This is a genomic window from Pseudomonas sp. E1BtOHC1, from assembly GCF_058744285.1.
Genome location: NZ_CP196023.1, coordinates 1,346,820 through 1,358,591, shown reverse-complemented (window position 1 = coordinate 1,358,591; position 11,772 = coordinate 1,346,820). Strand labels below are relative to the sequence as shown.

The window sequence follows — 11,772 nt, the reverse complement described above, 5'->3', positions numbered from 1 at the left end:
GAAAGCGTCCGACCTGACACTGCGTGGCGTGCGGTTCGCTGGCAAGCCAGCTCCTACAGGCTGCTCAGTGCAGTTTGAAGCCGCCCACCTGGCGCGCCAGGTCTTCGGCCAGACGCTGCAGGGTCCGACAGTCCTCACGACAGGCGTGTACTTCAGCCGCCGTGGCCCGGGCCAGATCGGAAATGCCCTGGACATTGCGGTTGATCTCTTCAGTCACCGCCGACTGTTCTTCCGTGGCAGTGGCCACCTGCTGGTTCATGTCGCTGATGTGCTCCACCTGCCCGGTGATCGCCGTCAACGAAGCCCCGGTCTGCTGGCTGGACTGAACCCCAGTGCCGGTGGCCGATTGCCCCGCTTGCATCGAGGATACGGCGTTCTCCGCCCCCTGCTTGAGCCCCTGGATCATCTGCTGAATCTCATCGGTAGAAGTCTGGGTGCGCTGGGCCAGGGTCCGGACTTCATCGGCCACCACCGCAAAGCCCCGGCCCATCTCCCCGGCCCGGGCCGCCTCGATGGCGGCGTTGAGGGCCAGCAGATTGGTCTGCTCGGAAACCCCGCGAATCACCGCCAGCACCTGATCGATGGAGGCCACCTGCTCGGCCAGTTCGCCCACGGCGCCTGCAGCCAGAGCGATTTCCCCGGACATGCTCTCGATATGCCGAATCGAACCGCCCACCACTTCCCGGGCCTGCAGGGCTTCATCCCGGGCCGCCTGGGAAGCGTCCGCCGCCTGCCCGGCATTGCGCGCAATGTCCTGCACTGTCAGCCCCATTTCATGCACCGCAGTGGCCACCATGTCGGTCATTTCCTGCTGCCGGCCGGAGCGCTCGGCGGTGTTCTCCACCACCGCCGCCACTTGTCCGACCGAGGCCCGCAGACGCTCGGTGGTCGCCAGCACCTCGCCGATCATGCCGCGCTGGCTGTCGAGAAAACGGTTGAAGCCCCGGGCCAGATCCCCCAACTCATCGGCACGGCTGGCATCCAGGCGCAGGGTCAGGTCGCCACCGCCACTACCAATAGCCACCAGCCCTTCGGTCACCTGTCGCACCGGGCGCACCAGGCCACGGGCCAGCCACACCACCAGCATCAGGCAGACCAGGGCGATGGCCAGACCAATACCGGTGGTCATCCACAAGGCTTGCCGGGCGTCGGCGTAAATCTGCGTCTCCGGCACCTCAGCCACCAGGGACCAGCCCATGCCCCGCAGCGGCAGGCTCAAGGCCACGAAGTCCTCGCCATCACGCTCGAAATGGCGGCGGGTCAAGCCTTCCTGGCCCATGACCGCCTCGGCCGCGGACTCGCCGATCTGTTCGGACAAATGCCGCTTGCCACTGAACTGCGCCTCTGGATGCACCTGGATCAAGCCGTCGGCCCGCACCAGAAAGACCTTGCCGCGCTCGCCGAAGCTGAAATTGTGAATCAGCTCGGACAGCTCTTTCATGCTCAACCCCAGCCCGGCAACCCCCACCAGCTTGCCGTCCTTCTTGACCCGCAGATCGATGAACATCGCCAGCTCGCCGGAGGCCACATCGGTGTCGATGTTGAGCAGCCGAGGCTTGTCGCTGTCGATGAAGTTGTAGAACCAGGAATCCTTGGGATTGGAGCGGCTAAGGGTGCGATCCAGGCCCTTCTCGTTGTAGTAGTGGTTGGTCGCGGTGCCCACCATCAAGGTGGTGAAAGCGTGGTTTTCAGCGCGGATGCCTTCCAGGTAATCGATGAATACCTGGGCCTGGCTCGGGTCTTCACCGGCCGCCAGCCAGTCCCGCAGCATGCCGTTGCTGGCAATGTCCCGGGCGACCGTCAGCGGCTGGGTGAGGATGCGTTCGATATCGTTGCGCATGGCTTCGATGCTCGAAGGCAGCGCCCTTTCCACCAGGTAGTTCTGGGTCAGGTGATTGATCAGCACCGTGTAGATCGCTACGACCACCAACAGGCTGACCAGCAGGGCCGAACCCATGCTGAGGATCAGTTGCCATTGAATACTGCGTCGCCAGAATTGCATGGAACACCTCTTTCTTATGGTTATAAGAGGCTGAGATACCGCGCCAGCCGCGGGAAGTTGTATACAAACATTGCTCCTGCTTGTCCAACCTATTGCCCGCTGGCTGTGTGCACTTCCATCAATTCTGTTGAATGGTCTTGGCGATCACCTCGACGGTGGCGCTCACCTGCTCCTGATAACGCTCAAGCTCCTGGGCGTGCTGCTTTTTCATTTCGATCTGCTGCGAGCACAGGTTCATCGCTGCCAGCACCAACAGGCGCTCGCCAATCAGCGTCGGGTATTTTTTCTTGGTGTCGGCCAGGGCCGCCTTGAGCATCAGCGCGGCGTCCATGAGGGTCTGTTCCTCACCGGCCGGCGCCTTGATCGAGTAATCCTCACCGAGGATCGAGACCACCTTCACCCCATCGATGTGATGTCTCATGGGTTGGCAGGGCTCGCACTGACACGCTCAACCAGAGCCTGGATGCGGGCCGCGGTGGCGCCCTGCTTTTCTTCCTGCTCCATGAGGCTCAGTTGCAGGCTTTCGTTTTCATCCTTGGCCTGGGCCAGTTGTTCCTTGAGGGTTTCGTTCGTGCCGAGCAGCTCCTGGTTCTGTACCACCAGGTCACTGACCAATTGTTCCAATTGGCTGAGGGATGCTTCCAACATTTTGATCTTCCGGGCTGTTTGCAAAGGGCGCGTACGATAAAGAAAAGTCACCCTGGATACCAGGGATATCCAGGCGCAAAGCCTTGATTTTACTGGCGATGACCCTTCCGCGAGAGCTGTTAGAGACTGTCATTCCGGCCTCGGGTTCCTGACGCTCCGTCGGACGCCTCGGACTTTTATGAATTTTCCCAACAAGGGATCAGACTTTTCTGAAAGCACTCCTGACGATTCAAGAAGCGTTTTTTCAACGCGATAGCACAGGTACTTCCCTGACTGACACGGCGCGTACGGCGCCCACCCGAGGTAGATTCAATGTCCCTGCGCTCCATGAATATCGCTCCGAGGGCCTTCCTCGGCTTTGCCCTGATCGGGTGCTTGATGCTGTTCCTCGGGATCTTTGCCTTGAATCAGATGAGCAAGATCCGCGAGGCAACCGAACGGATTACCCAGGACACCATCCCCAGCATCAAGAGCGTCGACGAGTTCACCCAGTTGAGCCTGCGCCTGCGGATTCAGGCCTATCGACTGCTGCTCAACCGCGACCCCCAGGCACAACAACAGACCCTGGAGTCCATCAGCCAGCGCAACCAGAAGATCGATGAAGCCCAAGTGCTCTACCAGACGCTCATCAGCAGTCCCGAAGAGCGCGCCGCCTACGATGAATACAGCACTCTGTTGGCCCACCACCGCCAACTGGAACGCCAACTGATCGAACTGTCGCACAACAACCGGCTCGACGAGATGCAAAGGCTGTTGAACACCGAGCTGATGGACAGTGCCGAGAAGGTCAACGCGACCCTCAATCAATTGGTGGAGATCAACACCCATTACTCCACCGTCGCCGACCATGAGGCCGCCGAACAATACAACACCGCCTTCAATCTGGTGGTGGCGCTGCTGATGCTGGCCACGGCCCTGACCCTGCTGTTCGCCTGGCGGCTGACCCGCAGCATCACCCAGCCCATCGCCTATGCCCTGAGCGCGGCCGAAGAGATTGCCGAAGGCAACCTGACCCGGCCGATCACAGTCGACGGCAATGACGAAGCCGGACGCCTGTTGCAGGCCATGGTCACGATGCAGGAGAAACTGCGCGATACCCTGCAGCGCATTTCCGGCTCCGCCAGCCAGTTGGCGTCGGCGGCAGAGGAACTCAACAGCGTCACCGACGAAGGCGCCCGGGGCCTGACCCAGCAGAACAACGAAATCGAACAGGCGGCTACGGCGGTCAATGAAATGACCAGCGCCGTGGAAGAGGTGGCACGCAATGCAGTCAGCACCTCCGAAGCCTCCCAGAGCGCCACCACCTCCGCCGGGGACGGACGGGACAGGGTGCAGGAAACCGTCTCGGCCATCGAGCGCATGACCGGTGACGTGCAAGACACTGCCAACCTGATCGGTGAGCTGGCCAACGAATCCCGGGACATCGGCAAGGTGCTCGACGTGATTCGCGGCCTGGCCGATCAGACCAACCTGCTGGCCCTCAATGCCGCCATCGAAGCCGCCCGTGCCGGCGAGGCCGGCCGCGGCTTTGCCGTGGTCGCCGACGAAGTCCGGGCCCTGGCGCACCGCACCCAGCAGTCCACCAGTGAAATCGAACGCATGATCGGCAGCATCCAGAGCGGCACCGAGCACGCAGTGGACTCGATGCGCAACAGCACCGAGCGCGCCGAGTCGACCCTGACTATCGCCCGCAGCGCCGGCCAGTCCCTGGACACCATCAACAGCGCCATCAACGAAATCAACGAGCGCAATCTGGTCATTGCCAGCGCCGCCGAAGAACAGGCCCAGGTGGCCCGGGAAGTGGACCGCAATCTGGTGAACATCCGCGACCTGTCGGTGCAGTCCACCACCGGCGCCAATCAGACCCGCTCCGCCAGCAGCGAACTGTCGATCCTGGCCGTTGACCTGAACAATCTGGTGACCCGATTCCAGCTGTAAAAGCCCTGCCACCGGCCCCAAGGCTCTATTCCGGGCCTGGGGCCGACGCAGTCGGCAATCGACGCTCCCGGCCGGGTGCGTAGCCAAAAGGCTAAATCCACGGCGAGGCTCAAGACTTTAGTCGTACGACCGATAAGTCACGGTAGATCAGTCTCAAGCCCCCGCACGGATGCGCCCTTTTTGGTACTCACCATGTCCCTTCGTAATATGAACATCGCACCACGGGCCTTCCTCGGCTTTGCCATGATCGGCGGCTTGATGCTGATCCTGGGTGTGTTCGCCCTGAATCAGATGAGCAAGATCCGCGGCGCCGCCGAGGACATCACCCTGAGCAGCGTGCCGAGCATCAAGAGCCTCGACGAGTTCACTCAGCTGACCCTGCGCCTGCGGGTGCTGTCCTATCGCTTGCTGGTCAACCGTGAACCCGATGTCCAGCAAAAGACCATCGAACTGCTGGACATGCGCAACCAGCAGATCCGCGCCGCCCAGGTCGTCTACGAGAAGTTCATTACCAGCCCCGAGGAAAAGACCGCCTACGAGCAGTACGTCCAGTTGCTGGCACAGTACCGGCAGATCGAAGAGCGGATGAAATCCCTGTCCCGCGGCAATCAGGTGGAAGAGCTGCGCAACCTGCTCAACACCGACTTGCTGAACAACTCGGAAGCCATGAACACCGTGCTCAACCGGCTGCTGGAGATCAACACCCAGCAGACCGTCGACACCAACCAGCAGGCCGCCGAACAATACTCCTCGGCCTTCAATCTGGTGGTCTCCCTGTTGGTCCTGGCCACCGGCCTGACCCTGCTGTTCGCCTGGCTGCTGACCCGCAGCATCACCGTACCGATCGCCAACGCCCTGAGCGCCGCCGAAGAGATCGCCGAAGGCAACCTGACCCGGCCGATCGCGGTCGACGGCAGCGACGAAGCCGGACGCCTGCTGCGCGCCATGGCCAAGATGCAGGAAAAACTGCGGGACACCCTGCAGCGCATTTCCGGCTCCGCCACCCAACTGGCGTCGGCAGCGGAAGAGCTCAATTGCGTCACCGAAGAAAGCGCTCGCGGCCTGACCCAGCAGAACAACGAAATCGAGCAAGCCGCCACCGCGGTCAATGAAATGACTAGCGCCGTGGAAGAAGTGGCACGCAACGCCGTGAGCACCTCGGAAGCCTCGAAGAACGCCACCACCTCCGCCGGTGACGGTCGCGATCTGGTACAGGAAACCGTGTCCGCCATCGAGCGCATGAGCTCCGACGTGCAAGGCACCGCCAGCTTGATCGGCGACCTGGCCAACGAGTCCCGGGATATCGGCAAGGTACTGGACGTGATTCGCGGCCTGGCCGACCAGACCAACCTGCTGGCCCTCAACGCCGCCATCGAAGCCGCCCGTGCCGGCGAGGCAGGTCGTGGCTTTGCCGTGGTCGCCGACGAAGTCCGGGCCCTGGCGCACCGTACCCAGCAGTCCACCAGCGAAATCGAACGCATGATCGGCAGCATCCAGAGCGGCACCGAGCACGCAGTGGACTCCATGCGCAACAGCACCGAGCGCGCCGAGTCGACCCTGAACATCGCTCGCGGTGCCGGCCTGTCGCTGGACACCATCAACAGCGCCATCATCGAGATCAACGAACGCAACCTGGTGATCGCCAGCGCCGCCGAGGAACAGGCCCAGGTAGCCCGGGAAGTGGACCGCAACCTGGTGAACATCCGCGACTTGTCGGTGCAATCGGCCACCGGCGCCAACCAGACCAGTGCAGCCAGCAACGAGCTGTCGCGCCTGGCCGTGGACCTCAACAGCATGGTCGCGCGATTCAGCCTCTGAAACCGCTCGCCAGCCCCGGAACACGCCAGTAAATCGGCGCCGGAATTCACCCCAAAAAAATCCGCCACTGTCATCAAAAGCTTTTTGACAGTGGCGCATTTCAACAGGTTAGAATCGCTGGCACGCAGACTGCATGGTCAGTTTGCGCCCGCCTTTTCCGCTCTGGAGTACTGCCTTTGAATGCGACGACCATCAACAGCCTGTTCTTGATCGGCGCGTTGCTGGTAGGTGCGAGCATTCTGGTGAGTTCACTTTCCTCCCGCCTCGGCATCCCGATCCTGGTGATCATTCTCGCCGTGGGCATGACCGCCGGGGTCGATGGCGGCGGCATCATCTTCGACAACTACCCGACCGCCTACCTGGTGGGCAACCTGGCCCTGGCCGTGATCCTGCTGGACGGCGGCTTGCGCACCCGGGTCGCGAGCTTCCGCGTGGCCCTGTGGCCGGCGCTGTCCCTGGCCACGGTGGGGGTGTTGATCACCACCGGGCTGACCGGCATGGCTGCCGCCTGGCTGTTCGACCTGAACCTGATCCAGGGGCTGCTGATCGGCGCCATCGTCGGCTCCACCGACGCCGCCGCAGTGTTCTCCCTGTTGGGGGGCAAGGGCCTCAACGAACGGGTTACCGCCAGCCTGGAGATCGAGTCCGGCAGTAACGACCCCATGGCGGTGTTTCTTACCGTGACCCTGATCGACATGCTCGCCAACGGCCACACCGGCCTGCACTGGAGCCTGCTGACCGACCTGATCCGCGAGTTCGGCATCGGTGCGGTGATCGGTCTGGGAGGCGGCTGGCTGATGCTGCAACTGGTCAACCGTATCCACCTGGCCAACGGCCTGTATCCGATCCTGGTGGTTGCCGGCGGCCTGGTGGTGTTCGCCCTGACCAACGCCCTGCACGGCAGCGGTTTCCTCGCCGTGTACCTGTGCGGCCTGGTAATCGGCAACCGTCCGGTGCGCAGCCGCCATGGCATCCTGCACATGCTCGACGGCATGGCCTGGCTGGCGCAGATCGGCATGTTCCTGGTGCTGGGGCTGCTGGTCACGCCCCACGACCTGCTGCCCATCGCTCTGCCGGCCCTGGGCCTGGCGCTGTGGATGATTCTGTTCGCTCGGCCGCTCTCGGTATTGGTGGGACTGCTGCCGTTCAAGGCCTTCCATGGCCGGGAAAAGGCGTTTATTTCCTGGGTCGGCCTGCGGGGCGCGGTGCCGATCATTCTCGCGGTGTTCCCATTGATGGCCGGGCTGCCCAACGCCCAGCTGTACTTCAACCTGGCGTTCTTTATCGTGCTGATCTCGCTGCTGGTCCAGGGCACCAGCCTGCCGTGGGTGGCCAAGTGGCTCAAGGTCACGGTGCCGCCGGAGCCGGCACCGATTTCCCGGGCGGCCCTGGAAGTCCACGTCACCAGCGAGTGGGAACTGTTCGTCTACCGCCTGGGAGCGGAAAAATGGTGCATCGGCGCCGCCCTGCGGGAGCTGAAGATGCCCGAAGGCACGCGGATCGCGGCCCTGTTTCGCGGTCAGCAATTGCTCCATCCGTCGGGTAGTACCGTGCTCGAGGCCGACGACCTGCTGTGCGTAATCGGTCATGAACACAACCTGCCGGCCCTGGGCAAGCTCTTCAGCCAGGCTCCGGAGCGCGGGCTGGACCTGCGCTTCTTCGGCGATTTCGTACTGGAAGGCGACGCCCAGCTGGGCGCGGTGTCGGCGCTCTACGGGCTCAAGCTCGATGGCCAGGACGCAGATATGCCACTGGGCGCCTTCATTGCCCAGAAGGTTGGCGGCGCGCCGGTGGTCGGCGACCAGGTGGAGTGGAACAACACCATCTGGACCGTGGCCGTGATGGACGGGAACAAGATCGGCAAAGTTGGCGTCAGATTCCCCGAAGGAAGTCGCCCCGGCCCCGGACTCTTCCTCTAAACTCGGGAACGCGCCAGGCCATCGCCGCGGCGTTCCCCCCTATTCCCAATTGCTTGACCGACTTCTATGCCTACCCTGCGTAAATTCATCGCTGTTGCCCTGCTGGGCCTGAGTCTCTCTGTCGGCGCCGCACAGGGCGGCGATCCCCCCAGCGCCGAGTCGGTCCAGCAAAGTCTGGACAAGATCGCCGAGCGCAAATTGCCGGAAGCCGATCAAAAGGCCCTGCAGAACCTGCTGCAGAACACCCTGAACCAGCTGAACAACAAGCAGGATTACGAACGACGCCTGACGGACCTGAAGCAGCAGCTGAGCAACGCGCCACGCCTGACTGCGGACAACCAGCGCGAACTGGCACGTCTGAAGGCCAGCAAAGTGGTGCCGGTGGCCCAGCGCTACGCCACGCTGGCGGTGTCCCAGCTGGAGCAACTGCTGGCCGAGCGCAGCGCCACCCAGGGCGAACTGCAAAAGGCCCTGGCCGATGCCAATAGCCTGACCATCACTGCCCAGACCCGCCCCGAGCGGGCCCAGGCCGAGATCAGCAGCAGCCAGACGCGAATCCTGCAGATCAACGCTGCACTCAAGTCCGGCAAGGACGGCGGCAAGCTGCTCAGTGCTGACCAGCGCAACCTGCTCAATGCCGAACTGGCGGCGATCAACGCCCTGATTCCCCTGCGCCGCCAGGAGCTGGCGGGCAACAGCCAGCTCCAGGACCTGGGCAACAGCCAGCATGACCTGTTGATCGAAAAAACCGCGCGCCTGGAACAGGAAATCCAGGACCTGCAGACCCTGATCAACCAGAAACGCCTGGCCCAATCCCAGGAAACCGTGACCCAGCAGTCCATCGAGGCGCAGAAGGCCGGGGGCAGTAGCCTGCTGGCCACCGAGAGCGCCACCAACCTCAAGCTCTCCGACTACCTGCTGGTGTGCACCGACCGCCTCAACGAGCTGACCCAGCAGAACCTGCAGACCAAGCAGCAACTGGACAGCGTGAGCCAGAGCGATGCGGCCCTGGACGAACAGATCAACGTGCTCAAGGGCAGCCTGCTGCTGTCGAAGATTCTCTACAAGCAGAAACAGGCCCTGCCGCGCCTGAAACTGGACCGCGACCTGGCGGACGAAATCGCCGATATCCGCCTCTACCAGTTCGAGATCAACCAGCAGCGGGAACTGCTCAGCAGCCCCAGCGCCTACGTCGAAAACCTGCTCAAGACCCAACCCCCGGAGCAGGTCACGCCTCAGTTGCGCAGGACCCTGATCGACCTGGCGATAACCCGCGCCGACCTGCTGGAGCGCCTGAACCGCGAGCTCAGCGCCCTGCTCAATGAATCCATCACCCTGCAACTGAACCAGAAGCAGCTGTTGAGCACGTCCCAGAGCCTGCGGGCGACACTCGACGAGCAGATGTTCTGGATTCCCAGCAACAAGCCCCTGGACGCCGAGTGGCTGCAGGAAGTCCCTCAGCGCCTGGAGAAACAGCTCACCACCCTGCCCTGGGCCTCAAGCCTCAGTGAACTGACCGACGGCCTGGCACAGCGGCCATTGCTGTTCCTGCCCCTGGCGCTGTTGATCGGCGCCCTGCTGTGGCGACGCAAGAACCTCTATGCGCGCCTGAACAAGGTGCACAAGGACATCGGCCACTTCAAACGCGACAGTCAGTGGCACACACCCTTGGCGATCCTGGTGAACATTCTCCTGGCGATGCCGGTCACCCTGGCTCTGGCGCTGTGCGGCTATGCCCTGCAGATCGATGCCCGGGGGCAGAACGCCAACCTCGGCGCGGCGCTGCTGCAGATCGCCCAGGCCTGGCTGGTGTTCTATACCGCCTATCGAATCCTCGCCCCTGGCGGCGTGGCCGAGCTGCATTTCCGCTGGGAGAAACCCCAGGTGGAATTCCTTCAGTCCTGGGTTCGCCGCCTGGGACTGGTGGTCCTGGCGCTGGTGGCCGTGGTGGCGGTCGCCGAGCATCAGCCTGCGGCCCTGGCCGAGGACGTCCTGGGCATTGCCGTGGTGCTGACCTGCTATGGATTGATGGCCTGGCTGTTGAGTCGCCTGCTGTTGAGCAGCCCGACTCACGAGAACGCCTCACTGTTCCGCAAGGCAGTGGGACTGCTGTTCACCCTGCTGCCGATCGCCTTGTTCATTGCCGTGTGCTTTGGCTACTACTACACCGCACTGAAACTCAGCGACCGTTTGATCAACACCCTCTACCTGCTGATGTTCTGGCTGGTGATCGAGGCCACCTTCGTCCGCGGCCTCAGCGTCGCCGCTCGACGCCTGGCCTACCAGCGGGCCCTGAGCAAGCGCCAGGCCGCCAAGGAGGCGGGGGAAAGCGGCGATGCGGTGGTCGAAGAACCGACCATGGACATCGAGAAGGTCAACGAACAGTCCTTGCGCCTGATCCGCCTGGCCCTGCTGGGCGGCTTCATCGCCGCGCTGTACTGGGTCTGGGCGGACCTGATCACCGTGTTCTCCTATCTGGACAACGTCACCCTCTACGAATACACCAGCGGCACCGGCGCCAACATGAGCATGGTGCCCATCAGCATCGGCGACGTGATTGGCGCGCTGATCATTATCGGTATCACCTTTGCCCTGGCGCGCAACCTGCCCGGTCTCCTGGAAGTGCTGGTGCTGTCCAAGCTGAATCTGGCCCAGGGCAGTGCCTACGCCACCACCACCCTGCTGTCCTATGCCATCGCCGGGATCGGCTTCGTCTCCACCCTGGCCACCCTCGGGGTCAGTTGGGACAAGCTGCAGTGGCTGGTGGCGGCCTTGTCCGTGGGCCTGGGTTTCGGCATGCAGGCGATCTTCGCCAACTTCATCTCCGGCATCATCATCCTGTTCGAGCGGCCGGTGCGCATCGGCGACACCATCACCATCGGCAACCTGTCGGGTACGGTGAGCAAGATCCGCATCCGCGCCACCACCATCACCGACTTCGACCGCAAGGACATCATCGTCCCCAACCAGACCTTCATCACCGGGCAACTGATCAACTGGTCCCTGACCGACACCGTGACCCGGGTGACCCTCAAGCTCGGGGTCGACTACGGCTCAGACCTGGATCTGGTCAAGGAGCTGCTGCTCAAGGCGGCCCGGGACAACCCGCGGGTACTCAAGGAGCCGGAGCCTCACGTGTACTTCCTCAACTTCGGCGAAAGCACCCTGGACCACGAACTGCGCATGCACGTTCGCGAACTGGGGGACCGCAACCCGGTGGTGGACGAGGTCAACCGCTTCATCAACCGCGAGTTCAAGAAGCAGCACATCAACATCTCCTTCCGGCAGATGGAGGTCTACCTGAAGAACCTCCACGGCCAGGAATACAAGATGGTGCCCATCGAGCCGGAGGCCAAGACCATCGTCCCGGTGGCCGAAGGCAAGCCGCTGCAGGAACCGCCGCCGAGCAAACTCGACTAAGGCCTCTATCCCTAGCAGAATGCTCGG

General features: G+C 62.9%; 7 protein-coding genes and 3 pseudogenes. 6 read left to right on the top strand and 4 right to left on the bottom strand.

Features of this window, described 5'->3' with window-relative positions; translation table 11 throughout:
* Positions 1 to 64 precede the first annotated feature (64 nt).
* The 4 genes and pseudogenes from ACSSVC_RS06290 to ACSSVC_RS06275 form a co-directional block, all read right to left on the bottom strand.
* The gene (locus ACSSVC_RS06290) at positions 65 to 796 is read right to left on the bottom strand and encodes a methyl-accepting chemotaxis protein (protein WP_404939899.1); all 732 of its coding nucleotides are present in this window, start codon (positions 794 to 796) and stop codon (positions 65 to 67) included.
* Between the two features lie 135 nt (positions 797 to 931).
* Positions 932 to 1,957, bottom strand: a pseudogene (locus tag ACSSVC_RS06285) (cache domain-containing protein); the annotation flags it as partial.
* Positions 1,958 to 2,120: 163 nt separating this feature from the next.
* Positions 2,121 to 2,423: a cell division protein ZapA gene (locus tag ACSSVC_RS06280; protein WP_346634501.1), complete on the bottom strand. Its 303-nt coding sequence runs from the start codon at positions 2,421 to 2,423 to the stop codon at positions 2,121 to 2,123.
* Entirely contained in the window at positions 2,420 to 2,650 is a 231-nt protein-coding gene (locus ACSSVC_RS06275; RefSeq protein ID WP_102862842.1) for a hypothetical protein, read from the bottom strand. The genes ACSSVC_RS06280 and ACSSVC_RS06275 overlap by 4 nt, the downstream gene beginning before the upstream one ends.
* 312 nt (positions 2,651 to 2,962) lie before the next feature.
* Here ACSSVC_RS06275 and ACSSVC_RS06270 point away from each other — a divergent pair.
* The 6 genes and pseudogenes from ACSSVC_RS06270 to mscK all read left to right on the top strand — a co-directional run.
* Positions 2,963 to 3,733, top strand: a pseudogene (locus ACSSVC_RS06270) (MCP four helix bundle domain-containing protein); the annotation flags it as partial.
* Positions 3,716 to 4,588, top strand: a complete 873-nt coding sequence (locus ACSSVC_RS06265; RefSeq protein WP_404939897.1) for a methyl-accepting chemotaxis protein — start codon at positions 3,716 to 3,718, stop codon at positions 4,586 to 4,588. The pseudogene ACSSVC_RS06270 and the gene ACSSVC_RS06265, both read left to right, overlap by 18 nt.
* A gap of 192 nt (positions 4,589 to 4,780) precedes the next feature.
* Positions 4,781 to 5,503 (top strand): annotated as a pseudogene (locus tag ACSSVC_RS06260) (MCP four helix bundle domain-containing protein); the annotation flags it as partial.
* Between the two features lie 30 nt (positions 5,504 to 5,533).
* Positions 5,534 to 6,406 (top strand): methyl-accepting chemotaxis protein, encoded by an 873-nt coding sequence (locus ACSSVC_RS06255; RefSeq protein WP_402890179.1) that lies wholly within the window; start codon positions 5,534 to 5,536, stop codon positions 6,404 to 6,406.
* A gap of 176 nt (positions 6,407 to 6,582) precedes the next feature.
* Positions 6,583 to 8,325: a potassium/proton antiporter gene (locus ACSSVC_RS06250; protein WP_346634499.1), complete on the top strand. Its 1,743-nt coding sequence runs from the start codon at positions 6,583 to 6,585 to the stop codon at positions 8,323 to 8,325.
* Between the two features lie 66 nt (positions 8,326 to 8,391).
* Positions 8,392 to 11,745, top strand: coding sequence for a mechanosensitive channel MscK (gene mscK, locus ACSSVC_RS06245; protein WP_346634498.1), 3,354 nt, complete (start codon positions 8,392 to 8,394; stop codon positions 11,743 to 11,745).
* Positions 11,746 to 11,772: the final 27 nt, after the last annotated feature.

What these genes read in the sequence shown, in the direction of transcription:
- ACSSVC_RS06290 (WP_404939899.1), bottom strand. Translation starts at nt 796, where the DNA reads ATGGTGGCCACTGCGGTGCATGAAATGGGGCTGACAGTGCAGGACATT.
- ACSSVC_RS06280 (WP_346634501.1), bottom strand. Translation starts at nt 2,423, where the DNA reads ATGAGACATCACATCGATGGGGTGAAGGTGGTCTCGATCCTCGGTGAG.
- ACSSVC_RS06275 (WP_102862842.1), bottom strand. Translation starts at nt 2,650, where the DNA reads ATGTTGGAAGCATCCCTCAGCCAATTGGAACAATTGGTCAGTGACCTG.
- ACSSVC_RS06265 (WP_404939897.1), top strand. Translation starts at nt 3,716, where the DNA reads ATGGTCACGATGCAGGAGAAACTGCGCGATACCCTGCAGCGCATTTCC.
- ACSSVC_RS06255 (WP_402890179.1), top strand. Translation starts at nt 5,534, where the DNA reads ATGGCCAAGATGCAGGAAAAACTGCGGGACACCCTGCAGCGCATTTCC.
- mscK (WP_346634498.1), top strand. Translation starts at nt 8,392, where the DNA reads ATGCCTACCCTGCGTAAATTCATCGCTGTTGCCCTGCTGGGCCTGAGT.